Raw genomic sequence first — 23,462 nt, forward strand, 5'->3', positions numbered from 1 at the left:
GTCGGCCTGTCTGGCTCGGCGACCGGTTGTGCTGTCCGGCGGCGGTCCTCGTCTCGGGACCGGCCGGGGCGGTGGTCCGCCGGTGGTACACGGCGGAAGAATCAGTTCATTGGTCCGGCGTGATGAATGAGGGAAGGGCACGACATAACGCTTCACTCATGTCGCCCACGCCGATTCCGGAGCGTGCTCGAAATCTGCTCAGGCCGGATGCTCAGGCAGTTTGGGAGGCTCCCGGAAGAAAAGCGGTCCCTGATCGGGACACACAGCACCGAGCCGTAGTGGCGTCGGATGCAGACTTGAGATTAACACTACCGGATCCCACAAACATTCCCCCTCTCCAAGACCGGCAACCGCGTTTTTCGTGCGCCCGGGTCCCCGGACGGCACTGGTCAGGCGAGCGGCAGCACGCTCGTCCCCCCGGCGTCGAGGGCCAGCCGGTTGGCCGCCCATCCCTCGCCCGCCAGCCGTGCGACCTTGTCGGCCGCACCGTCCTCGACCAGCGCGAGCACCGTGGGGCCCGCGCCGGAGATGACTGCGGGCACGCCGTCCTCCCGCAGTCGGTTGACCAGGGCCACGCTCTCCGGCATCGCCGGGGCGCGGTAGTCCTGGTGGAGCCGGTCCTCGGTGGCCGGCAGCAGCAGCTCGGGACGCCTGGTCAGGGCCTCCACGAGCAGGGCCGCCCGGCCGGCGTTGGCCGCGGCGTCCGCATGCGGGACGGTGCGCGGCAGCAGCCGGCGGGCGGTCTCGGTCAGTACGGGCTTCGCAGGCACGAAGACCACCGGAACGATGGAATCCGCAGGGTCCATCCGCACGGCCCGCGCCACGCCCGCCTCCATCCAGGAGACGGTGAACCCGCCGAGCAGGCAGGCGGCGACGTTGTCGGGGTGGCCCTCGATCTCGGTGGCCAGCTCCAGCATGGCCGCCTCGTCGAGCTTCTCGGCCCCGCCTATGGTCACCGCCCGCGCGGCGACGATGCCCGCGCAGATGGCCGCCGACGACGAGCCGAGGCCCCGGCCGTGCGGAATGCGGTTGGCGCACACGACCTCCAGGCCGCGCGGCTGGCCGCCGAGCAGGTCGAAGGTGGTGCGGAGCGACCGTACGAGGAGATGGCTCTCGTCGCGCGGCAGGGTGTCGGCACCCTCACCGGCGATGTCGATGTGCAGCCCGGATTCCGCCACCCGGACCACGACGTCGTCGTAGAGCCCCAGGGACAGGCCGAGGGCGTCGAAGCCGGGACCGAGATTCGCGCTGGTGGCGGGGGTGCGCACTCGGACGGCGGCGGCGCGGAACGCGGGACCGGCCATCGCTCGATGACTCTCCTTGGTGTGGCCGTGGATGATGGCGTGCGACATCCGCAAGGGTCGCGACGGCGATGCCGTGTGGGGACGGCACGGTCTGCGACGGGGCGGTGTGTGCACAGCCTATCGAAGGAAGGTTCTGTGGCGACATAGGGCGCACAGGAGGCGCACGATGCGTGTCGCACCGCTACCTGTGCTTCTGCCGGTTTGCGCCCCAATGATCCGGCTCGCTGGAAGGGCCCGGCGGCCGGGCCCGGCGGTCGTCGCCACCGGGCCTGTCCGGCGTTCGGTCGTGCGGCTTTCGGTCGTGCGGCTGCGGGGCCGTCAGCCCAGCAGGCCCAGCTGGCGCGCGGCAACGGCCGCGTCCACCGGCACCGTGACCGGCTGCGGCGCGCCCGCGACGGCCCAGTCGGGGTCCTTGAGCCCGTTCCCCGTGACCGTGCAGACGATCCGCTGGCCGCGGTCGACCAGGCCCAGCTCGGCGGCCTTCAGCAGGCCGGCGACGCTCGCCGCCGACGCCGGCTCGACGAACACGCCCTCCTGCGCGGCCAACAGCCGGTAGGCGGCCAGGATCTGGCGGTCCGTCACCTCGTCGATGAGCCCGCCGGACGCGTCCCGCGCCTCCTCGGCGTACTGCCACGAGGCCGGGTTGCCGATGCGGATGGCGGTCGCGATGGTGTGCGGGTCCTTGACCGGCTCGCCGCGCACGAGCGGCGCGGCGCCCGACGCCTGGAAGCCCCACATCCGCGGCGTGCGCGAGGCGATGCCGTCGGCGGCGTACTCGCGGTACCCGCGCCAGTAGGCGGTGATGTTGCCCGCGTTGCCTACCGGCAGGACGTGGATGTCGGGCGCGTCGCCCAGTGCGTCCACGATCTCGAAGGCGGCGGTCTTCTGCCCCTCGATGCGCACCGGGTTGACCGAATTCACCAGCGAGACGGGGTAGTTGTCGGCGAGGCCGCGGGCCAGGTCGAGGCAGTCGTCGAAGTTGCCGTCGACCTGGAGGATGCGGGCGCCGTGGACGAGCGCCTGGCCCATCTTGCCGAGCGCGATCTTGCCCTGCGGCACGAGGACGGCGCAGACCATGCCGGCGCGCACCGCGTACGCCGCGGCGGAGGCGGAGGTGTTGCCCGTGGAGGCGCAGATGACGGCCCGCGCTCCCTCTTCCTTCGCGCGGGTGATGGCCATGGTCATGCCGCGGTCCTTGAAGGACCCGGTGGGGTTGGCGCCCTCGACCTTGAGGTGCACCTCGCAGCCGGTGCGCTCGGAGAGCACCTGGGCCGGCACCAGGGGCGTACCGCCCTCGCGCAGCGTCACCACCGGCGTGCTGTCGGTGACCGGGAGCCGGTCACGGTACTCCTCGATGATGCCGCGCCACTGGTGGGTGGACATTGCTCTGGTCACTCCTGACTCGCCTGGTGCGCCGGACCGGCCCGGCCGGCCGTTCGAACTGTGGGCCAATGCTCTCACTCGCCCTCGACGCGCATGATGCTCGCCACGTCGCGCACCGTGTCGAGCCCGCGCAGGGCGGCCACGGTCGCCGACAGGGCGGCGTCGGGCGCGCGGTGGGTGACGACGACGAGGGAGGCCTCACCGCTCTTGCCCTGCTGGCGGACGGTGTCGATGGACACGTCGTGCTCCGCGAAGACCGTGGCGACCTGGGCGAGCACGCCCGGCTTGTCGGCCACGTCGAGGCTGATGTGGTAGCGGGTGACCACGTCGCCCATGGGGCTCACGGGCAGCTGGGCGTAGGCGGACTCGCCCGGCCCGGTGGCCTGCGCGACCTTGTTGCGGCAGACGGCGACGAGGTCGCCGAGGACGGCGGAGGCGGTCGGCGAGCCGCCGGCGCCGGGCCCGTAGAACATCAGCTGGCCGGCGGCGTCCGCCTCGACGAACACCGCGTTGTACGCCTCGCGCACGGAGGCCAGCGGGTGGCTGAGCGGGATCATCGCCGGGTGCACGCGGGCGCTGACGGAACGGCCGTCGGCGGCGCGCTCGCAGATGGCGAGCAGCTTGATGGTGCAGCCCATCTGCTTCGCGGACGCGAAGTCCGCGGCGGTGACCTCCGTCATGCCCTCGCGATGCACGTCGTCGAGCCGCACCCGGGTGTGGAAGGCGATGCCCGCCAGGATCGCGGCCTTGGCGGCGGCGTCGAAGCCCTCGACGTCGGCGGTGGGGTCGGCCTCGGCGTAGCCGAGCGCGGTGGCCTCGTCGAGCGCCTCGGAGTAGCCGGCGCCGCTGGAGTCCATGCGGTCGAGGATGAAGTTGGTGGTGCCGTTGACGATGCCCAGCACCCGGTTGACCTTGTCGCCGGCGAGCGACTCGCGCAGCGGCCTGATCAGCGGGATGGCGCCGGCGACGGCGGCCTCGTAGTAGAGGTCGGTGCCGTGCTGCTCCGCGGCGGCGTGCAGCGCGGCACCGTCCTGGGCCAGCAGCGCCTTGTTGGCCGAGACGACGCTCGCGCCGTGCTCGAAGGCGGTGGTGATGAGGGTGCGGGCCGGCTCGATGCCGCCGATGACCTCGACGACGACGTCGATGTCGCCGCGTTTGACGAGGGCGGTGGCGTCGGTGGTGACGAGCCCGGCGGGCACGCCGGCGCGCACCCGGTCCGGGCGGCGCACGGCGATGCCGGCGAGCTCGACGGGGGCACCGACGCGCTGCGCGAGGTCGTCCGCGTGCGTCGTCATGATGCGCGCCACCTCTGAGCCGACCACTCCACAGCCCAGCAGCGCCACTTTCAGCGGACGCGTACGCATCATCCGACCTCGATTCTCCTGCGTTTTCGGTAGGTACCAGTCTCACTCACCGGCCGCGGGATCCCGCCCCCGGGTCCAGCATCCGAGACCACCTTTGTCCGGCATCCGTACGCCCGGAGCGTGGATTTTCCTGCGTCCCCGCACCGGGCCCCTCACCCGATCCCTCACCCGACGTCGAGCCGGAAGAGATCCTCCTCCGTCTCGCGCCGCACGATGACACGCGCCTGCCCGTCCCGTACGGCCACGACCGGCGGGCGCAGCGCGTGGTTGTAGTTGCTCGCCATGGACCGGCAGTAGGCGCCGGTGGCCGGGACGGCCAGCAGGTCGCCGGGGGCGGTGTCGGCGGGCAGGAAGGCGTCCTTCACGACGATGTCGCCGGACTCGCAGTGCTTGCCGACGACCCGGCTGAGCATGGGCGCGGCGGTGGAGGTGCGGGAGGCCAGGGCGACGGAGTACTGCGCGTCGTAGAGGGCCGTACGGATGTTGTCGGACATGCCGCCGTCGACGCTGACGTACGTCCGCAGGCCGGGCAGTTCCTTGACGGTGCCGACCTCGTAGAGCGTGAAGGCGGTGGGGCCGACGATGGCGCGGCCGGGCTCGACGGAGATGCGCGGCACCGCCAGGCCGGCGGCGGCGCACTCGCGGTGGACGATCTCGCGCAGCGCGGTGGCGATCTCGCGCGGCTCGCGGGGGTCGTCGTCGGAGGTGTACGCGATACCGAGGCCGCCGCCGAGGTCGATCTCGGGCAGCTCGACGCCGTGCTCGTCACGGACCTGCCGCAGCAGCCCGACGACGCGGTGGGCGGCCACCTCGAAGCCGGAGGTGTCGAAGATCTGCGAGCCGATGTGCGAGTGCACACCGAGCAGCTCCAGCCCGTCCAGCTTGAGGGCGCGCCGCACGGCCTCGGCGGCCTGCCCGCCGGCCAGCGGGATGCCGAACTTCTGGTCCTCGTGGGCGGTGGCGATGAACTCGTGGGTGTGCGCCTCGACGCCCACGGTCACCCGGATCTGCACGGGCTGCCGCTTGCCGAGCCGCTCGGCGATGTGGGCGACCCGCACGATCTCCTGGAAGGAGTCGACGACGATGCGCCCGACGCCGGCCTCGACGGCACGGGTGATCTCCTCGGTGGACTTGTTGTTGCCGTGCAGGGCGATACGAGCGGCGGGCATGCCGGCGGAAAGGGCGGTGGCGAGCTCGCCGCCGGAGCAGACGTCGAGATTCAGCCCTTCTTCGTGCAGCCAGCGCACGACGGCGCGGGAAAGAAAAGCCTTCCCGGCGTAGAAGACATCGGCATCGTCCCCGAAGGCCTCCTTCCAGGCGCGGCACCGGGCCCGGAAATCGTCCTCGTCGAGGAAGTAGGCGGGGGTGCCGAACTCCTCGGCGAGCGTCGCGACGTCGAGGCCGCCCACGGTGAGGGCGCCGCGCTCGTCACGGCCGACGGTACGGGCCCAGACGCGCGGGTCGAGGGCGTTGAGGTCGGCGGGCGGCGGGGAGTAGTGCCCCTCGGGCAGGACGTCGGCGTAACGGGGCCCGGCGGGGTGGGCGGAGCGGCTCATGGCTCTGGTCTCCTCGGATCTCAGAGATGTGCGGGTGCGGTGATGCCGAGCTGGGTCAGGCCGTCGGCCAGCACCGTTCCCGTGGCCTCGGCGAGGGCCAGGCGGGCGCGGTGGACGGCCGAGGGTTTCTCGTCCCCGCGGGGCAGCACGGCACAGCCGGCCTGCCACCGGAGGAAGGCGTCGGCGACCCGCTCCAGGTGCCGGGCGAGACGGGGGGCGGAACGGGCGGCGACGAGCCGAGGATGATCGGCAAGCAGCGCGGTGAGGGGGTTTTCGTCCCCGGTCTCCCCCACCACGGGCAGGACCCCCACCTCCCCCCCATTCCGCACGAGGGCCCGGCACCGGGCATGGGCGTACCGGACGAGGAAGAGCGGATTGACCTCCCTCTGGACGAGGAGGAGGTCGCGGTCGAGGCCGGGCGGGCAGAGGAGGCTCCACCGGGCGGCGTCGGCACCGAGCCGGGCGACGAGGTCGGGGTCGGGCCGGAGCTCGAAGACCGGGCCGGAGGGGACGGGGGTGGCGAGGGCCTCGGCGACGACCCGGGCGGCGGGCGAACCGGCCAGGTGGATGTTGAGGAAGCCGGGCCCGGCGACGTCGACCCGTTCGATGCCGGGCTCGGCAAGTAGCCGCCGCCGCAGCACTTCGGCAATGGCGAGCGCCGGCTGAGGACCGTCCTTGGCAAGGCTGAGGGCCACATTGGTGGCATAGTCCCCGCACCCGGGCCGGGGCGGCACCCGCACACTGACCCGCGCGGGCACGACGGCGGCGAGCTCGTCGTCCTCCACGGCGCGACGTACGGCCTCCAGGACCGTACGGGACAGATCGGCGGGGGTCACAGGAGCAAGCCTAGGGGAGATCACTCCTAGGGCCGGACGACGGTCCCCGGATCGCCGGACACGACGATCGAGGGGTGCTCGTCGGGCCGCATCAACCGCCGTACGACACGCACCATCTCGGCGGGGTCGAAGGGCTTGGCGAGGAACGCGTCGACACCGGCGTCGCGCCCGCCGTCGAGCTCCGGCTGGGTACAGGCGCTGATGATCACGATGGGCACCTCGCGCGTCCGCGCATCGGCACGCAGCCGGGCGGCGGTGAGCAGCCCGTCGAGCCTGGGCATGACGACATCGAGGGTCACCACGTCGGGCCGCACCCGGTGGACGATGTCCAGGCACTCGGCACCATCGGCCGCGGTCACCACCTCGAACCCCTCGAGCTCGAGATTGACCCTGATCAGCTGCCGGATGACCCTGTTGTCGTCCACAACAAGGACCCGGCCGGACGAGCCAGGCACACCCCGAGCGTAGGCGCGCCCCCGCCCCTGCGTCCGGGTTTTCCCCACTTCCACCCCCCACCGGGCAACCCCGTCCCCCCAAAGTCGATCACCCGGTCCCGGCCACCCCGGAGGAGCTGGTAATGTTCTACCCGTCGCCGCGAGCACCACAGCGAAACGGCCGACACGCCCCCGTAGCTCAGGGGATAGAGCAACGGCCTCCGGAGCCGTGTGCGCAGGTTCGAATCCTGCCGGGGGCACTTCGCGGAGAACGGTCGCATCGGGCCGATGACCTGCTGAAGTGCCAGTGACGAAGCCCCGGACTCAGTCCCACTGAGTCCGGGGCTTCGTCGTTGTCGTCCGTCGCTCGTCGGCGAAGGCGGCCGGGCTCAGGCGACGACGTTGCGGTAGTGGCTCGTCAGCCGTCCCGTCTCGTCCAGGACGTGGAAGACGAGCGCCGGGGGCTGGTCGAGGTGGACGTGGTCCGCCGGGTGGGCGGGGTGTTCCCAGGGGAGGCGGAGAGTGGAGGCGACACCGGGGGCGACGATCAGGGGCTTGCCGGCGAATGTGGTCGCCGCCGCGGTGTGGGCGTGTCCGCAGATGAGGGCGGCGATGTTGGGATGGTGCTCCACCAGGGCGGCGAGCCGCTCCTGGCCGAACTGCCGTAGGCCGTCGATGTGGGGGCTGTGCAGCACGGCCGGCGGGTGATGGAAGCCGACGAGAACGGGCATGTCGCCCGGCGTCCGGGCGAGCACGTCCTCCAGCCAGAGCAGGGTGTCGTCCTCGATGAACCCCTCGTCCTTCCCCGGTATCGAGGAGTCGCACAGGGCGATGGTGAGCCCGGCCGTGCGATGGACCCGGTTGACCGGTGCCGTCGAGGCGGGTTCCCCGAGCAGGAACCGGCGGAAGGCGGTGCGCTCGTCGTGGTTTCCCGGGCAGACCAGCAACGGGTGCCGGGTCGCCAGCAGTTGGCGGGCCAGCTCGTACTCGGCCGGCAGTCCGTGGTCGGCGATGTCACCGGTCACCACCACGGCGTCGAGGTCGTAGGGAAGGGCGTTCAAGTAGTCGACGACCGCCCTCGTGCGGTCGGTGCTGCGCTGCTGTCCGTCGAGGTGGAGGTCGCTGAGGTGGGCTGTCACGATCACGGTTACGCCTGGTCCTTCCGAAGCTGGCCCGGTGCAGTGGGCGCGGTGGTAGGCGGTCGGGCCCGACTCCCCTCCATGGCTTCGGCGAGCCTATTGAGCGACTGGACCACACGTAAGATCCACTTTGCTGCCGAAGAATTGGTCCGGTCCGCGTTTCGACCTGGCTGTCACCGCCCGTGCAGCACCTCCGCGTCGGCCGGCCTGCGCGCGGGCTCCACCGGAGTACGGCGCCGGCCGTCGGAAGCCAGAACGGTGAACAAGGCGTCGAGGGCGACCGGGTAGGCGGATTCGGACGGGGCGGCGAAGCCGATCAGCAGGCCCTGCGGGCTGTCGGCAGGGTGGTGATGGAGTTCGGTGAGACCGCGCAGGGCGACGCCGTGGTGGGCACAACTGGCCAGGAGCTCGTCTTCGGTGCGGCCGCCGGAGGGGAGGGTGACAAGCGTGTGCAGACCGGCGGGCACTCCATGGGCGGTGAGACCGGGGTGGGCGGCTATCCGGCCTAGGAGGAGTTCGCGTCGGCGGCGATAGCGCAGGCGGGCGGCGCGGATGTGGCGGTCGTAGGCGTGAGTCGTGACCAGGTCCGCGAGGACGAGCTGGCCCAGGGTCTCGGTGTACAGGTCGGCTTGCTGCTTGGCCTGCACCATGGGTTGCACCAGGTGGGGCGGCAGGACCATCCAGGCCAGGCGAAGAGCGGGGGCGAGGGTCTTGGACGCGGTGCCGCAGTAGACGACGTGGTCGGGAGCGACACCCTGGAGGGCTCCGACGGGCTGGCGGTCGTAGCGGTACTCGCCGTCGTAGTCGTCCTCGACGATCAGACCGCCCGTGGAGCGCGCCCACGCGCACAGTGCCTGGCGGCGGCCCGGATGCAGGGGAACGCCGGTCGGGTACTGGTGCGAGGGGGTGAGGAGCACGGCTTCCGTGTGCCGGGCGAGCGCCTCGATGCGGGCACCGTGGGAGTCGACGGGCAGGGGGAGGGTGGTGATCCCGGCGCGCTGGACGACTTCGCGAAAGAGGTTGTGTCCCGGGTCCTCCACGGCCACGGTGCCGGTGCCGCTCGCGGCCAGTACGCCGCTGAGCAGGCCCAGACCTTGGTAGTGGCCGGAGGTGACCACGATCCGGTCGGGCGTGGTGATCACGCCGCGCGTGCGGCCCAGATAGTCGGCGAGGGCCCTGCGCAGCTCGATCCGGCCCTGCGGATCCCCTGCGCCGAAGACCTCGGGACGCGCACGGGTGAGAACACGGCGGGTGGAGGCGAGCCAGGCCCGGGTGGGGAAGGCGGTGACGTCGGGGAGCCCGGGGCGGAGGTCGTGGCGCGGAGTCGCCGGCTCGGGTGCGGGGCGCTCGGGGGCCGCCTGGGCGCGCTGCGGCACCTCGGCCACTTTGGTGCCCGACCCGGGGCGCGTGGTCAGATAGCCCTCCTCGACCAGTTGATCGTAGGCGGCGGTGACGGTGCCCCGCGAGAGTCCGAGTTCCTGGGCCAGCCCCCGGGTGGACGGCAGGAGCGATCCGGCGGGCAGGCGTCCCTGGTGGATCGCCTCCCGGAGCGCGGCCTCCAGGCCGGAGCGCCGCCCGCCTGCGGCGTCGAAGGAGATGTGCAGGTCGAGCCGGGAACCGGACCAGGAATTCGACATGCAACTGGATCTTATTCCTGGTCCGGCATCCTTCTACATTCGAGGCCGAAGCCCGGCCGCGCGGCCGGATCGGGGGAGCGCAGGCCGAGGGCCCCGGCGGACGGACCGTCACTCCGGAAGCCTCACGTGCCGGCGGCAACGACAACAGGGAAGGACACCACCATGACCGGCGGACAGCGTCTCTCCGGCCAGAACGAACCCGACCACACCGCGGTGCGCGTCGCCCTGTGGCGCGCCCTTCACGTCCAGGCCGACGCCCCGCCCCACGTGCTCGACGACGAGATCGGGCTGGAGCTCGCCGACCCCGGGCAGGGCTGGCGTGACCGCGGCGACATGACCATGCCGGGCATCAGCGGCGTCCGCGCGTCCATCGTCGCCCGCGCCCGCTTCGTCGAGGACCTCGTCGCCGAACGCGCCGACGCCGGCCTGGCACAGTACGTGATCCTCGGTGCGGGCCTGGACACCTTCGCCCAGCGGTGCCCCGAACTCGCCTCCCGCCTCCGCGTCTTCGAGGTCGACCAGCCGGGCACGCAGGCGTGGAAGCGGCAGCGCCTGGCCGAGCTCGGCTACGGCGTCCCGGCCTGGCTGACCCTGGTTCCCGTCGACTTCGAGGCCGGCGACTCGTGGCCGGAGCGGCTGAACGCCGCCGGGTTCGACCCGCGGAAGCCGACGGTCGTCGCGTCGACCGGCGTCAGCATGTACCTCACGCACGAAGCCAACACCGCAACGCTGCGCCAGGCCGCCGCGCTCGCACCCGGCTCCGTGTTCGCCACGACCTTCCTGCTGCCGCTCGACATGCTCGACCCGGACGAGCGGCGGGTCCAGGAATTCTCGATGCGCAACGCCGCCGCCTCGGGCACCCCGTTCATCAGCCTGTACTCGCCCGACGAGATGCGGCAGGCGGCCCTGGAGGCGGGGTTCACGAAGGCCGTGCACATATCCCCCGACGACCTGGCCGCCCGGTACTTCGCCGATCGTCACGACGGCCTGCGCCTGCCCAGGGCCGAACACATCCTCCTCGCCGAGGTGTAGCCGGCCAAGGTCACCCCTTCGGGAACGAGAAGCCGTAGCCCTGTTGTTTCAGCCAGGCGATGCAGCGGGCCAGGGCTTCCACGCTCTGGCTGCGGTCGCCGCCGCCGTCGTGGAAGAGGATGACCGGGCCGTTGGCCACTTCGCGTTTGACTGTTTCCACGATGCGGTCGACGCCCGGGCGTTGCCAGTCGCGGGTGTCGACGTCCCAGCCCAGGGGGCGCATGCCGTTGGCGGCGGCCAGTTGGCGGCTGTACGGGGTGAAGGCGCCGCCCGGGGCGCGGTAGTAGGGGATGGGGGTGTGGGCGGGGGCGGCTTGTTCGATCATGGTTTTGGCGTCCAGGACCTGTTGCTTCTGGTAGTCCTCGGAGCGCTTGTCCATGGCCGTGTTGTGGTCGACCGAGTGGTCGCACAGGCGGTGGCCGTCGGCGACGACCTTCTTCACCAGGTCCGGGTACGCCTTCGCCTGGGGGCCGATCATGCAGAACGTCGCCTTCACGCCCGCCGCCCTCAGCACCGCCAGCGTCCTGGGTGTCCAGGTCGGGTGCGGGCCGTCGTCGATGGTGAGGGCCACGGTGCGGCCGCCGGCCTCCGTCTCGTGCGAGATCTCCGGCGAGACCGGAGCCGACGGCGTGGCCGCCGGCGTGGTGCCGGGTGCTGTGCCGGACGGTGTGCCGGAAGGTTTCCCCTTGGGGTCCTGCGCCGGGCCACGGGAGCTGATCTCCCTGGGGTTGTCGGACCCCTCCGTGGCCACGGCCACCGTTCCCGAGACCACCCCGGCCAGCGCCAGGACGCCCCCCGCGGCGATCACCACGTGCCGCCGCCCGGCCGTCAGTCGAGCCATGGCTTCCCCACCCCCTCACGCGTGGTGCCTGCGTGCTTCTTGTCCGCGTAGACGGCCGCTCTACCGCAGTGCGTTCCCCAACGCGCCATCGCTCACAGAATCGCGACGGAACGGCCGTTTTTCCGCCATCACGTGTGTGTCCCCAGCCCTCAGTCCTCAGCCCCCGCCTCGATCGCCGCCGCCACCTCCGCCGCCCGTGCCGCCTCCTCCGCCGCGAAGCGCTCGGCGTCCAGCTGCTCGGCGATCTCCTCGTCCTGCCGCATCAGCTGGTCGAGGCTCGAGTCCCCCAGTTCCAGCACCCCCATCTCCACATAGGCGCGCTGCAGCCCCTCCCCCCACAGGCCGATGTCCTTCACACACGGAACGATCCTGCTGAACAGCAGCTTGCGGAAGAACTGCAGGAACTCCGACCGTTCGCTGAGCTCCTCCGCCTCCGCCTGCGGAATGCCGAAGTCGGCCAGCACCTCCGTGCCGCGCAGCCGGTCCCGCATCAGGTAGCAGCCCTCGACCACGAACTCCTCGCGCTCCCGCCGCTCGGCGTCCGACAGCTGCTTGTAGTAGTCACGCAACGCCATTCGGCCGAAGGCGACGTGCCGCGCCTCGTCCTGCATCACGTACGTCAGGATCTGTTTCGGCAGCGGCCTGTTCGTCGTATCGCGCAGCATCCCGAACGCCGCCAGGGCCAGCCCCTCGATGAGCACCTGCATGCCGAGGTACGGCATGTCCCAGCGGCTGTCGCGCAGCGTGTCGTCCAGCAGCGACTGCAGGCTCGGGTTGATCGGGTACAGCATGCCGATCTTCTCGTGCAGGAAGCGGCTGTAGATCTCGACGTGCCGTGCCTCGTCCATCGCCTGCGTGGCCGAGTAGAACTTCGCGTCCAGGTCCGGCACGGACTCCGTGATGCGGCTCGCGCACACCAGCGCGCCCTGCTCGCCGTGCAGGAACTGGCTGAACTGCCAGGAGGCGAAGCGGCGGCGCAGTTCGCGCTTGTCGGCCTCGCTCATCTTCGTCCAGTAGGGGGTGCCGTAGATCATCAGGTTCTCGTCCGGCACCCCCACCGGGTCGTACGGGTCGACCTCGAGGTCCCAGTCGATCCGCCGGCCGGCGTCCCACTGTTTGTCCTTGCCCTTCTGGTAGAGCGCGAGGAGCCGCTCGCGGCCGTCCTCGTACTCCCAGCCGAAGCGCGCGGCGCCGGCGGCGGGGATCTCCCAGACGGGGCCGCCGGGGTCGTGGGCGTACAGCTTGCGCGTCGTCATCGACGCCTCCTGTCCCTTTGTCCCTTGCCGATCCGAGCATCGGGGCACTCACGGGCGGATGTGGGGCAGGCTCACACGTCTCTTGCCGCACGGTCAATGAGGCAAGTCCGGATGCCACCCCAGGGGTTGACTCGTCTTACTGACAGATTGTCTTATAAGAATAGTAACTCGGGGTAACTTCCTTGAGCCATACCTGCGTTCCCCCCGAGTTCCCCCCGGAGATTCCCCGACCCCCCGAGGTGGGATCCGTCATGACCACCGCGCCCGACCGGCGCACGCCCCGGACCCAGGACGCCCTCGGCCCCCTCAAGGACCGCGAGCACCTGGCCGAGCGGCTGCTCGAGTCGTCCTCCAGACACTCCTTCGACCCCGACACCGAGCTCGACTGGGACGCCCCGCCCGTCCCCGGCGCCTGGTACTGGCCGCCCGAGCTGGTCTCCCTCTACGACACCCCGCTCTGGCGCCGCATGTCCGAGGAACAGCGCAGGGACCTCGCCCGGCACGAGGCCGCGTCGCTCGCCTCCCTCGGCATCTGGTTCGAGATCATCCTCATGCAGCTGCTCGTCCGGCACATCTACGACAAGCCGGTCACCAGCGCGCACGTGCGCTACGCGCTCACCGAGATCGCCGACGAGTGCCGGCACTCCAAGATGTTCGCCCGCATGATCCGGCACGCCGGCACCCCCGCCTACCCCGTCTCCCGCCTGCACCACAACCTCGCCCGCGTGCTCAAGACCGTCTCCACCACGCCCGGTTCCTTCGCGTGCACCCTCCTCGGCGAGGAGATCCTCGATCACATGCAGCGCCTGACCTTCCCCGACGAGCGCGTCCAGCCGCTCGTCCGCGGCGTCACGCGCATCCACGTCGTGGAGGAGGCGCGCCATGTGCGGTACGCGCGCGAGGAGCTGCGGCGCCAGATGCTCACCGCGCCGCGCTGGGAGACGCACCTGGCCCGGGTGAGCGCCGGCGAGGCCGCCCGCGTCTTCTCCGTCGCCTTCGTCAACCCCGCCGTCTACACGGCCGTCGGGCTCGACCGCCGCACGGCCGTCGCGCAGGTACGGGCCAGCGCCCACCGCCGCGAGGTGATGCGGGCCGGGGCGAGCCGGCTCACGGAGTTCCTCGACGACGTGGGGATGCTGCGCGGCGTCGGCCGCCGGCTGTGGCGCAGCTCCGGGCTGCTGGCCTGACGGTGCGGGCACCGGTGCCCGTTACGCTGCCTGCATGACCGTCACCGGCGCAGGTGCCCGTGCCGAGCGGGCCTATCGGAGGCTCGGCGTGGCCGAACGGCGCGCCCAGCTGATCAGTACGGCGCTGGGCCTGTTCGCGCACCGCGCCCCCGAGGACGTCTCCCTCGACGACGTCGCGGCCGCCGCCGGTGTGTCCCGGCCGCTGGTCTACCGGTACTTCCCCGGCGGGAAGCCGCAGCTGTACGAGGCGGCGCTGCGCAGCGCCGCCGACGACCTGCTGCTGTGCTTCGCCGAGCCCGAGACCGGCCCGCTGACGGTACGGCTCGCCGCGGCCCTCGACCGCTACCTCGCGTTCGTCGACGGCCACGACGCCGGGTTCACCGCGCTGCTGCAGGGCGGCAGCGTCGTGGAGACCTCGCGCACCTGCGCCATCGTCGACGGGGTGCGGCGGGCCGCGGCCGCGCAGATCCTGCGGCACCTGGCCGTGCCGGACCCCGGGCCGCGGCTGCGCATGATGGTGCGCACGTGGATCGCGGCCGTCGAGGCGGCCTCGCTCATCCGGCTGGACGAGCCGGAGCGGCCGCCGCGCGAGGAGCTGCGGGACTGGCTGGTCGACCACTTCGTGGCCCTGCTGACGGCCACGGCGGCCGGCGACCCGCAGACCGGGCGCGTCGCCCGGGCCGCGCTCGCCCTGGAGCGGCCCGACGGGCGGGCCGCCGCGCTGGCGCGCCGCGCGGCGCCGCTGCTGGCGGACGCGCAGCACCTCTTCCCGCCGCCACCCCCGCCCCGGCCCTCCACCGCGCCCTGACGACCCCTGACGGACACTGGTCGTGTGAGAAGCGAGAAGACGCCCTTCGAGGGCGGGCCCCTGGACGGACGCGTGCTGGACGTCCTCGTCGGGCCGACGGGGCTGCCCCCGAAGACGTACAAGGTGCCGGTGCCGGCGGACGAGCCCGGAGCCGGGCCGACCGTGTACGTCTACCGGCGCGAGCCGGCCGCCGTGACGCGGCGGCTCGCGCTGCCCAAGGGCTGGAAGTACGTGCACGACCCCGAGGCGCACGGCCACGGCGGCGGCCTCCGCCGGCCCTGGTCCAAGCCGCCGGCCGGCTGAGCCGGCCGCACCCCGCACGGGTGACGTCGCTGCGCCGTTCCGGCCCCGATTCGTCGTACTGGTCATACGAGTCTCCCGGCGCTGGGAAGGCTCCGGGCCTCTGCGTCATCGGGAGGCGGGAGACGGAGGCGGGAGGTGCGCCGGTGTCGGGACGGTTCGTGCGCTGCTGCGCGGCGGCCCTGCTGGCTGGAGGCGCGCTCGCCGTGCCCGTCCCCGCGGCCGGTGCGGGGGCGCCGCCCGCGGCGCCGCCGCCGGGGCAGCCGGTCAGTGCGCTGCTGAGCCGGTTGCGGACGCTGTACCGCGAGGCGGAGGAGGCGACGGAGGACTACCGCGCCACGGGGGAACGGCTGCGGTCGCAGGAGGACCGCGCCGAGCACCTCGCCGAGGACGCGGCCCGCGCCCGGCTCGCGCTCGCGGCCGGCCGCGAGGCGGCGGGCGCCGTGGCCCGCGAGCAGTACCGCGGGGCCTGCCGGCCGCTCCCGGTGGGCGTGGAGTTCCTGCTGAGCCGCGACCCGCGCGGCGCCCTGGACCGCGGCCACACCCTCGACCGCGCCGCCCGGCGCAGAGCCGCGACCGTACGCCGCCTGGAGCAGGCCGAACGCCGGGCGGCCACGCTGGCCGCCCGCGCCCGCGGCGCCCTCAACACCCGCCAGACGCTGGCCGCGACCCGCCGCAGACAACGCGACACGGCCCGCGAACGCCTCGGCGAGGTCGAGCGCGTCCTCGCGTCCCTGACGGACGCCCAGCTGACGGCCTGGCGCCGCCTGGAACGCGGGGGCCGCGCCTGAGCCGGCCTGTTACGGGGTGCAGGGCGACGGCCGCGGCACGTACGCGGGAACCGCGCCGCCGACGCGCACGGGCCGCCCCCCACACGCAGCAGCCGCGGCCAACGCACGGAGCGGCAGGCGGCGCGGCCGCCAGGACACAAGCACGCACACGCCCCCCGCACCCGGCGCCCAGCGGTGTCCGGCGGCGCGGGAAGCCCGTCTCACTCCCCCTTCTCCTCTCCCTCCCCCGCCTCGTAGAAGTAGTCCTCGAAGTCCGACGGGTCGTCGAAGCCGTTGGCGAAGCGGTCCGCCAGCGCCGTGTCGTCCGCCGCCGTGGACAGGAGCGTCCGCGCGTGCGGCGTCATCGGGGCCAGCAGCGTGTTCGTCCAGCGGGTGACGTGGCGGGCCGAGGACCAGTAGCGGGCGAAGGCCGTGCGCATCCAGGCCGCGTCGAAGGGTTCCTCGCCGCGTTCGACGATCGAGGCCAGATACGACGCGGCGCACTTGGCCGCCGAGTTGGCGCCCTGGGCCGTCAGAGGGTCGTTGGCCACCACCGCGTCGGCCACGCCCAGGACCAGGCCGCCGGAGGGCAGCCGGCCGACGGGGTCGCGGACCACGGGCGCGTAGCGGCCGGCCAGGGTGGCGCCGGCGTCCGTCAGTTCCACGGCCGTGGCGCGGCCGTACTCCCACGGTACGAAGCGTTCCAGCAGCGCCAGCACGCGCGCCAGGTGCTCGCCGGGGTCGCGCACGTCGCCGAAGACGTCGCACGGGCCGCCCGGCACGCCCTCCCAGAACAGGATGTCGGCCCGCCCGGACGTCGTCAGCGCCGGGATCACCCACAGTTCACCGACGCCCGGCACCAGGTTCCAGCCCGCCACCTCCTCCCCCGCGCCGTCGGCGCGCGGGCCGAGCCCGTGCACGTACGCCAGGGCCAGCGCCCGCTGCGGCGCGCCGTACGGGGAGCGGGCCGGGTCGCGGGCGAACAGCGACACCAGTTCGCCCTTGCCCGCCGCCACCAGCGTCAGGTCGTGACGGTGCACGAGCACGTCCAGGTCCGAGACGGCCGCCGCGTGCACCACCACGCGCCCGCCGCGCTCGGCGAACGCCTCCAGCCAGCCCGCCAGCTTCACCCGCTGGTCGACGGACTGCGCCGGCCCGTCCAGCCGCCCCACCCAGTCGACGGCGCGCCGCACCCCCGGCACGCCCGGCACCGTACCCGCGACCGACACGCCCAGGCCCGTCACGCGCGGGGCCAGGCCCTCCCAGAAGTTGAGGCCGAGCTCGCGCTCGTACCGCAGGGCCGTGCGGAACATCAGCTGGGTCGACGTCACCCGCCCGGCCCGCACCTCCGCGGGCGTGCGGTTGGCCATGAGCGTGACGTCGTAGCCCTTGGCCTGGAGGCCCAGAGCGAGCTGGAGCCCGGCCTGGCCGGCCCCGACCATGAGGATCCGTCGCACGCCCGGCTCAGCTCCGCCCGCGAGCGGCGACGGACCGGCCGTCGGTGCGCGGCCGGCCCGTGGACCCCAGGGCGGGGGTGACCTCCAGGGCCCGCCCGACCAGGGTCAGCAGCGTCTCGACCACTGTGATGCGGCGCCGCGCGTCCATCATCACCAGCGGCACGTCCGGCGTCAGCGACAGCGCCTCGCGCACCGCCTCGGCGTCGTGCCGCGGCGTGCCCTGGAACTGGTTGACGGCCACGACGTGCGGCAGCCCCGCGCTCTCGAAATAGTCGAGCGCGGGGAAGCAGTCCGCCAGCCGCCGCGTGTCGGCCATCACCACCGCGCCGATGGCCCCGCGCACCAGGTCGTCCCACATGAACCAGAACCGCTTCTGCCCCGGCGTGCCGAACAGGTACAGCACCAGGTCCGCGTCGAGCGTGATCCGGCCGAAGTCCATGGCCACGGTCGTGGTCGCCTTCTCCGGTACGGCCGCGTGGTCGTCGACGCCCTCGCCGGCCGCGGTCATCACCGCCTCCGTCCGCAGGGGCGTGATCTCGGAGACCGAGCCGACGAACGTCGTCTTGCCCACCCCGAAACCGCCCGCGATCACGATCTTCGTGGCGGCGGGGGCGCGCGTGAGGTCCGTCTGCCAGCTGCGCGCCCGCTCCTCGTCCGCCGGATGGACGGGATGGACGGGATGGGCGCCGGCGCCCTCCGTCGTGTCAGAGCCTGCGTAGTCCACTCAGCACCCTTTCGAGCAGCAGGCGGTCCGGCCGCCCGGTGGCGTGACCGCTGCCGTAGACGCGGATCCTTCCCTGGTCGGCGAGGTCGGCGAGGAGCAGGCGCACGACGCCCAGCGGCATCCTGAGCAGCGCCGCCACCTCGGCGACCGAGCGCAGCCGACGGCACAGCCGGACGACGGCGCCCGCCTCGGGCAGCCCCCGCCCCGGCGGCCCGTCCACGCCGTCGCCGCCGTACGCGGCCACGAACGTCTCCAGGAGCAGCAGGTGGCCGCAGCCGCCCCGGCCCCCGGCGACGGAGTACGGGCGCACCCGCGCCGCCCTGCGCCCCGCGCCGCCGCCACGCCGGGGCGCGGGCACGGACACGGGCGGTCGTGGCGCGGACGGGGCGGGGGCGCGGGTGCCGGGCGCGAGGGCAGTCATGCGCCGGCCTCCACCGACTTCCGGAGCTCCCTGCGGAGTTCGGGCGTCAGGACGTGACCGGCGCGGCCCACGAACAGGGCCATGTGGTAGGCGACGATGCTCATGTCGCAGTCGGGCGCGGTGTGCACGCCCAGCAGGGAACCGTCGCTGATGGTCATGACGAACAGGCCGCCGCCGTCCATGGCGACCATCGTCTGCTTGACCGTGCCGCCGTCCATCAGGGCCGCGGCCCCGGTGGTCAGGCTGCCCAGCCCGGCGACGATGGTGGCGAGGTCGGCGGACGAGCCGCGCGGGCCCTCGCCCGGGCAGCGTTCGGACGCCGGGCCGGGTGGGGTGCCGGGCACGGTCTCCGGCGTGGAGGAGAGCAGGAGCAGGCCGTCGGAGGAGACGACGGCGACGGACAGCACGCCGGGCACCTCCTCCACCAGGTCGGTCAGCAGCCAGTGCAGGTTGCGGGCCCCGTCGCTCGGACCCGGGGCCGTGACGCCGTGGGTGCGGGCGGGCGTCACGGGCGTCGCCCCCTGGGAAAATGCAGTCAACCGCGTGCCTCCTCGACGGAGCCGCCCTCGTCCGGCGCCCCCGCTCGGTTCCGATCAGTTCCTCGCCCACGCCCCGTCAGCTCGGCCTCGGCGTCCCGCCGTCCTTCCCGCGCGCCCTGCTGGAACCCTGCGAGTTTGCGGCGCAGCGCCTCGGCGTCCACGCCCTGCCGCACGCTCATCGGCGCGGGCCGCGGGGCCACCGGCCGGGGGGTGCGCTTGGGCAGGCCGGTGCCGGTGAGGGGGGCGGCGCCCGGCATGGTGCCCAGGGGCTGCGGGGTGCTGTGCCGGACCTCGCGGGGCTCGGGCGACCGGGGCGGCTCGGGCGGCTCGCCCGGGTCGTGGGCCGTCACCCCGCTGATCTCCCAGCCCGTGGAACGGTCCGTGGCCCGGTCCGTGGCCCGGTCGGTGGCCCGGTCGGTGGCCCGGTCGGTCCCACGGCGCGCGTGCCGGGCCCCGCCACCGGCGTCGTGCACACCGCCGCCGGGGACGCCCCCGGACGCGTACGGCCCGGTCTCCTGGTACGTCCAGTACGGGTCGTGGCCCTGCGGCGGGTGGTGCGCCCGGTGGCCGCCCTCCTCCCACACCGGCGGTGCGGGCGGCGGTACGGGCGGTGCCACCGGCCCCGTACCCGGTCCCGTACCCGGCCCCTGTCCCGCCCCCCGTCCCCGTACCGTCGTGAGCTGGATCGTCTGCTCGTCCTGCGCGGCCCAGGGGCCCGACCGCCGCTGCCCCGGCAGCAGGCTCCCGTCCTCCACGCCGTACCCGGAACGCCCGGGCAGTACGTGCGAGTTGGCCTCGGCGGCCACGCCCGGCAGGCCGACGTGGGGCGCGGTGTGCGCGGAGCCGGGGACGGGGGGTGCGGTGGCCGGGTCGGGTACGGCCGGCTGGTCGGCCGGCACGAGGTGGGCGGGCAGCACGACCACGGCCGTGATGCCGCCCGGCCGCTGCTCGCGCAGCTGCACCCGTACGCCGTGCCGCCCGGCGAGCCGGGCCGCCACGTACAGGCCGAGGCCCATCACGGGTTCGCCCTGGCGGCCCGAGGGCGAGCCGTGCGGGTCGGGGTCGGCGTCGGCGAGCAGCGTGTTGAGCTCGTCGAGCCGTTCGGGGGCCATGCCGATGCCCTCGTCCTGGACGGAGAGCATCACCTCGCCGTTCTCCAGCAGCCAGCCGGAGACCTGCACCTGCACGTCGGGCGGGGAGAACGAGGTGGCGTTCTCCAGGAGTTCGGCGACCAGGTGGCTGACGTCGTCCGCGGCGGTCCCGGCGACCTGGGCGCGGGCGGGCAGCGAGTGGATGCGGACGCGTTCGTACCGCTCCGTTTCGCTGACCGCCGCGCGCAGCACGTCGAGCAGCGGTACGGGCCCGGTGTGGCCGCAGGGCCGCTCGGCGCCGGCGAGGGCGAGCAGGTTCTCGTTGTGGCGGCGCATGCGCGTGGCGAGATGGTCGAGGCGGAAGAGCACTTCGAGCCGGTCGGGGTCGGCCTCGTGGGCCTCCATCGACTCGATGACGCCCAGCTGCTGCTCGACGAGGGAGAGGGTGCGCCGGGACAGCCCGGTGAAGGTGGTCTGCACCCGTCCGGAGAGGCCGGCCATGCGCTCGGTGGCCTCCTGGTGGCGGCGGCGCAGGGCGTCGCGTTCGTCGGCGAGGTCCTGGCGGGCGGCGTCGAGCCGGCCGCGTTCGCCCTCCAGCAGCGCGACGCGTTCGCGCAGCCGCAGCACGGTGCCGTGCAGGACGTTGACGGAGCGGGCCACTTCGGCGAACTCGTCGTCGCGGCCGCGGAAGGAGACGGGGTCCTTGGTGACGGGGTCGGCGCAGACCCGCCGGGCGCCCTGGCGGAGCGCGTCGAGGGGGCGGGTGACGGAGCGGGCCGTCCACGCGCCGGTGCCGAGGACGAGGAGGAAGGCGAGGGCGGCGAGGGCGCCGCGGGCCTCCAGGGCGGTGGTGTCGTGGCCGCGCAGCCCGGCGAGGCGGGCCATCTCCTCGGTGGCGAGGCCGGTTTCGAGGCCGCGCAGCTGGTCGAGGCGGGCAGTGAGGGCGGCCCGGAGGGGGCCGGGCGCCGTCAGTTCGGCGGCCGTGGGCTGGGGGTGGGTGAGGGTGCGGGCGAGCCGCTGGGCGGCGGCGTCGGCCTGCGGGCCGCGGACCGTGCGGGCGTACTCGCTGCGCAGCGCGGCCGGGGCGAGACGGCGGAAGTCCTCCAGCGCGGTCTCCTGCCGCAGTGCGGCGCGCTGGGCGGCGGACGCCAGGGGCTCGGTTGCGTTCTCGGAGGCGAGGCGCTGGGTGCGGGCGGCGATGGCGGCCAGCAGCAGGGCGCGGGCGGCGGAGGTCTCCTCGGTGGCGCGGCCGAGCGCGGGCAGGGCGGCGGCCTGCGCCGAACGGGCGCGGGAGGGCAGCCCGTCGGCGAGGCCCGCGCCGATGCCGCCGAGCGACCGGAGGGTGGCGGAGTACGCGTCGAAGACGGCGAGCGCGTCGCCGGGGCCGGCGAGGGCGCGGCGGCGCAGCTCGGGCAGGGCGTCGAGCCGGGTGCGGACGGAGGCGGGCGCGAGGGCGCGGAACTCGGTGATCTGCCGGTCCACGCGGGCGCGTTGGTCCTCCGACGCGCCGGGCGGGACGGCGCCCGCGCTCCCTCCGGCGACGTACTCGGTCATGGCGTCGCGCTCGTCGGCCAGGGCGTGGGCGAGGGAGACGGCCCCGCCGTCGGTCTTGGCGAGCGCGGCGAGCCGGCGGGAGTCGCCGAGGTCGCGTATGGCGTCGGCGACGCCGAAGGCGCCGGCCCCCAGGGCCGTCAGGGAGACGAGGGCGACGGAGGCGATGAGCCGGTTGCGTACGCGGGCGGTGCGCTCCGGGACTCCTGTGGTCTGCTGTTCGCGCCGGCCGCCGCGAAGCCGCTTCTTCCGCACCGGTAGCTCGCAATCTGCTGTCGTCCGTGTCCCGCCCTGTGCCGTACTCGGTGTCACCCACCGCGTGCTGTCGGTGAGTGCCCATATGCTCAACAGCCCGGCACGCCGGAAGGATGCGCGTCAGCGGGCGGGGAATTGCCGGTCATGGCCGGGGAAAAACCGGGAAAGTCCGTCATCCTGCACACTGGTCGCATGCGTATCGAACTTGCCACGCGGCCGGGCGATGTGGCGTGCCCCAACGAGGACTTCACGGCCGTCGCCCTGCCCGCGTCGGGTTCCGGCGGCGCGCTGGTCCTGCTGGACGGGGTGACGCCGCCGCCGGACGGCGGCACCGGATGCGTGCACGACGTGCCGTGGTTCACCGCCCGGCTGGGCGGCGCCCTCCTCGAACTGGCCACGACAGAACGGACGATGCCGCTGGCGCGGTGCCTGGCGGAGGCGGTGGCCCGTACGGCGCGGGCGCACGGCGCCGGCTGCGACCTGACGCACCGCCGGACGCCGCAGGCCACGGTGGTGGTGGCGCGCTGGGACGACGCCGTCGTGGAGCACCTGGTGCTGTCGGACTCGGTGCTGCTGCTGGAGGGCACGGACGGCACGGTGACGCCGGTGCTGGACGACCGGATCGCCCGCCTGGCCGCGCTCGGCCCGGTGACGGACGCGCAGCGCAACGCGGAGGGCGGCTTCTTCACGGCCGCCGCGGATCCCGCGGTGGTGGAGCGCGCGGTGACGGGCCGTACGCCGCGTGCGGAGGTCCGGGCGCTGGCCGTGCTCAGCGACGGCGCGGCGCGCTGGGTGGAGGTGTTCGGCGCGGGCGGCTGGGCGGAGTGCTTCGCGCTGGTGGCGAAGGAGGGCCCGCGGGCGCTGGTGGACCGCGTACGGAAGGCGGAGCGCGCGGACCCGGACGGCACGGCGTTCCGCCGCGGCAAGTGCCACGACGACGCGGCGGTCGTGTACGCGGAGCTGTGACGGCGGGCGGGCGGCGCGCACGCCCGCCGGGGGCGCCCAGGGAGGGCGCCCAGGGAGGGGCCCTACCCCTCCACGCGCTCGTTCATCTGGTGGAGGAGGCGGGCCAGCTCGGCGACCTCGCCGCGGTCCCAGTCGGCGAGCTTGTTCACGTACTGGGCCCTCCGGGCGTCCCGCACCCGGGTGAACCGCTGCCGGCCCTCCTCGGTGAGCTGGATGAGGGAGGCCCGGCCGTCGGTGGGGTCGGGGACGCGGGCGACGAGCCCGAGGTCGCACAGGGCGCGCAGCTGCCGGCTCATGGTGGCCTTGCCGACGCCGAAGTAGGCCGCCACGTCGGTGGCGCGCTGCTGGCCCATCTCCTCCAGGCGGGCGAGGATGCCGTACGCCGCCGGTTCCAGGTCGGGGTGGACCTCGCGGGCGAACTGCCCGGCGGAGGACCGGGCGCGCCGCAGGAAGACCGTCAGCTCGCGTTCCAGGGCGAGGAAGGCGGGGTCCATGTCCTCGCCGACCCCGAGCCGGGGGCCGTGGCCCCCGGGGCCGGGGATACCGGTGTCGTGCACGTGAGCCCTCTCCTGCTTTCCAGCCGCTGAAAGATTGACGAGTGCGCGGCGCAT

Annotated in this window: 21 protein-coding genes, 1 tRNA gene and 1 pseudogene; 7 read left to right on the forward strand and 16 right to left on the reverse strand. The window is 73.7% G+C overall.

Annotation, left to right across the window (positions count from 1 at the left end):
- Window positions 1–389: 389 nt before the first annotated feature.
- From thrB to IE305_RS17805, 6 genes are all read right to left on the reverse strand, one after another.
- The gene (gene thrB, locus IE305_RS17780; protein ID WP_190130709.1) at window positions 390–1,304 is read right to left on the reverse strand and encodes a homoserine kinase; all 915 of its coding nucleotides are present in this window, start codon (window positions 1,302–1,304) and stop codon (window positions 390–392) included.
- 318 nt (window positions 1,305–1,622) lie between these two features.
- Window positions 1,623–2,687: a threonine synthase gene (thrC, locus tag IE305_RS17785; RefSeq protein WP_190130592.1), complete on the reverse strand. Its 1,065-nt coding sequence runs from the start codon at window positions 2,685–2,687 to the stop codon at window positions 1,623–1,625.
- A 74-nt stretch (window positions 2,688–2,761) separates the two neighbouring features.
- Window positions 2,762–4,054, reverse strand: coding sequence for a homoserine dehydrogenase (locus IE305_RS17790; RefSeq protein ID WP_190130593.1), 1,293 nt, complete (start codon window positions 4,052–4,054; stop codon window positions 2,762–2,764).
- Window positions 4,055–4,215: 161 nt separating this feature from the next.
- The gene (lysA, locus tag IE305_RS17795) at window positions 4,216–5,607 is read right to left on the reverse strand and encodes a diaminopimelate decarboxylase (protein ID WP_190130594.1); all 1,392 of its coding nucleotides are present in this window, start codon (window positions 5,605–5,607) and stop codon (window positions 4,216–4,218) included.
- A gap of 20 nt (window positions 5,608–5,627) precedes the next feature.
- On the reverse strand, window positions 5,628–6,443 hold the full coding sequence (gene nrtL / locus IE305_RS17800) for an ArgS-related anticodon-binding protein NrtL (protein ID WP_190130595.1): 816 nt from the start codon (window positions 6,441–6,443) through the stop codon (window positions 5,628–5,630).
- A gap of 26 nt (window positions 6,444–6,469) precedes the next feature.
- On the reverse strand, window positions 6,470–6,946 hold the full coding sequence (locus IE305_RS17805; protein WP_229891118.1) for a response regulator: 477 nt from the start codon (window positions 6,944–6,946) through the stop codon (window positions 6,470–6,472).
- Window positions 6,947–7,065: 119 nt separating this feature from the next.
- Here IE305_RS17805 and IE305_RS17810 point away from each other — a divergent pair.
- Window positions 7,066–7,137: transfer RNA gene (locus IE305_RS17810), tRNA-Arg, on the forward strand.
- Window positions 7,138–7,266: 129 nt separating this feature from the next.
- Here the strand turns inward: IE305_RS17810 and IE305_RS17815 are convergent.
- On the reverse strand, window positions 7,267–8,022 hold the full coding sequence (locus IE305_RS17815) for a metallophosphoesterase (RefSeq protein ID WP_190130597.1): 756 nt from the start codon (window positions 8,020–8,022) through the stop codon (window positions 7,267–7,269).
- 167 nt (window positions 8,023–8,189) lie between these two features.
- Window positions 8,190–9,653 carry a MocR-like pyridoxine biosynthesis transcription factor PdxR gene (pdxR, locus tag IE305_RS17820; RefSeq protein ID WP_190130598.1) on the reverse strand — a complete coding sequence of 488 codons (1,464 nt, stop codon included), beginning with the start codon at window positions 9,651–9,653 and terminating at the stop codon, window positions 8,190–8,192.
- Between the two features lie 162 nt (window positions 9,654–9,815).
- Between pdxR and IE305_RS17825 the strand changes: the two genes are divergently transcribed.
- Entirely contained in the window at window positions 9,816–10,685 is an 870-nt protein-coding gene (locus IE305_RS17825; RefSeq protein ID WP_190130599.1) for a class I SAM-dependent methyltransferase, read from the forward strand.
- A 10-nt stretch (window positions 10,686–10,695) separates the two neighbouring features.
- Here the strand turns inward: IE305_RS17825 and IE305_RS17830 are convergent, their stop codons facing one another.
- Together IE305_RS17830 and IE305_RS17835 are read right to left on the reverse strand one after the other, a co-directional pair.
- Window positions 10,696–11,526: a polysaccharide deacetylase family protein gene (locus tag IE305_RS17830; protein ID WP_190130600.1), complete on the reverse strand. Its 831-nt coding sequence runs from the start codon at window positions 11,524–11,526 to the stop codon at window positions 10,696–10,698.
- Window positions 11,527–11,675: 149 nt separating this feature from the next.
- Window positions 11,676–12,782 carry a ferritin-like domain-containing protein gene (locus IE305_RS17835; protein ID WP_190130601.1) on the reverse strand — a complete coding sequence of 369 codons (1,107 nt, stop codon included), beginning with the start codon at window positions 12,780–12,782 and terminating at the stop codon, window positions 11,676–11,678.
- 251 nt (window positions 12,783–13,033) lie between these two features.
- Between IE305_RS17835 and IE305_RS17840 the strand changes: the two genes are divergently transcribed.
- From IE305_RS17840 to IE305_RS17855, 4 genes are all read left to right on the forward strand, one after another.
- A complete protein-coding gene (locus IE305_RS17840) occupies window positions 13,034–13,969 on the forward strand; it encodes an AurF N-oxygenase family protein (RefSeq protein ID WP_190130602.1) in 936 nt (311 codons plus the stop codon).
- A 34-nt stretch (window positions 13,970–14,003) separates the two neighbouring features.
- Window positions 14,004–14,777 carry a TetR/AcrR family transcriptional regulator gene (locus tag IE305_RS17845; protein WP_190130603.1) on the forward strand — a complete coding sequence of 258 codons (774 nt, stop codon included), beginning with the start codon at window positions 14,004–14,006 and terminating at the stop codon, window positions 14,775–14,777.
- Window positions 14,778–14,801: 24 nt separating this feature from the next.
- The gene (locus IE305_RS17850; RefSeq protein ID WP_190130604.1) at window positions 14,802–15,080 is read left to right on the forward strand and encodes a DUF8847 domain-containing protein; all 279 of its coding nucleotides are present in this window, start codon (window positions 14,802–14,804) and stop codon (window positions 15,078–15,080) included.
- A gap of 143 nt (window positions 15,081–15,223) precedes the next feature.
- The gene (locus IE305_RS17855) at window positions 15,224–15,868 is read left to right on the forward strand and encodes a coiled-coil domain-containing protein (RefSeq protein WP_190130605.1); all 645 of its coding nucleotides are present in this window, start codon (window positions 15,224–15,226) and stop codon (window positions 15,866–15,868) included.
- 200 nt (window positions 15,869–16,068) lie between these two features.
- Here the strand turns inward: IE305_RS17855 and IE305_RS17860 are convergent, their stop codons facing one another.
- The 5 genes and pseudogenes from IE305_RS17860 to IE305_RS17880 form a co-directional block, all read right to left on the reverse strand.
- Window positions 16,069–17,304, reverse strand: a complete 1,236-nt coding sequence (locus IE305_RS17860; RefSeq protein WP_190130606.1) for a styrene monooxygenase/indole monooxygenase family protein — start codon at window positions 17,302–17,304, stop codon at window positions 16,069–16,071.
- Window positions 17,305–17,377: 73 nt separating this feature from the next.
- Window positions 17,378–18,028 (reverse strand): annotated as a pseudogene (locus IE305_RS17865) (GTP-binding protein); the annotation flags it as partial.
- Complete coding sequence (locus tag IE305_RS17870; protein ID WP_190130608.1) at window positions 18,009–18,449, reverse strand: DUF742 domain-containing protein; 441 nt, start codon at window positions 18,447–18,449, stop codon at window positions 18,009–18,011. The pseudogene IE305_RS17865 and the gene IE305_RS17870, both read right to left, overlap by 20 nt.
- Window positions 18,446–18,958: a roadblock/LC7 domain-containing protein gene (locus IE305_RS17875; RefSeq protein ID WP_229891144.1), complete on the reverse strand. Its 513-nt coding sequence runs from the start codon at window positions 18,956–18,958 to the stop codon at window positions 18,446–18,448. Before IE305_RS17875 ends, IE305_RS17870 begins: the two co-directional genes overlap by 4 nt.
- 26 nt (window positions 18,959–18,984) lie before the next feature.
- Window positions 18,985–21,885 carry a sensor histidine kinase gene (locus IE305_RS17880; RefSeq protein ID WP_190130610.1) on the reverse strand — a complete coding sequence of 967 codons (2,901 nt, stop codon included), beginning with the start codon at window positions 21,883–21,885 and terminating at the stop codon, window positions 18,985–18,987.
- Window positions 21,886–22,077: 192 nt separating this feature from the next.
- Here IE305_RS17880 and IE305_RS17885 point away from each other — a divergent pair, with 192 nt between their 5' ends.
- Window positions 22,078–22,851, forward strand: a complete 774-nt coding sequence (locus IE305_RS17885) for a protein phosphatase 2C domain-containing protein (protein ID WP_190130611.1) — start codon at window positions 22,078–22,080, stop codon at window positions 22,849–22,851.
- Window positions 22,852–22,913: 62 nt separating this feature from the next.
- Here IE305_RS17885 and IE305_RS17890 read toward each other — a convergent pair whose 3' ends face one another.
- Complete coding sequence (locus IE305_RS17890; RefSeq protein ID WP_373311664.1) at window positions 22,914–23,408, reverse strand: MarR family winged helix-turn-helix transcriptional regulator; 495 nt, start codon at window positions 23,406–23,408, stop codon at window positions 22,914–22,916.
- Window positions 23,409–23,462: the final 54 nt, after the last annotated feature.

The organism is Streptomyces mashuensis, assembly GCF_014654785.1.
Lineage (GTDB): Bacteria > Actinomycetota > Actinomycetes > Streptomycetales > Streptomycetaceae > Streptomyces > Streptomyces mashuensis.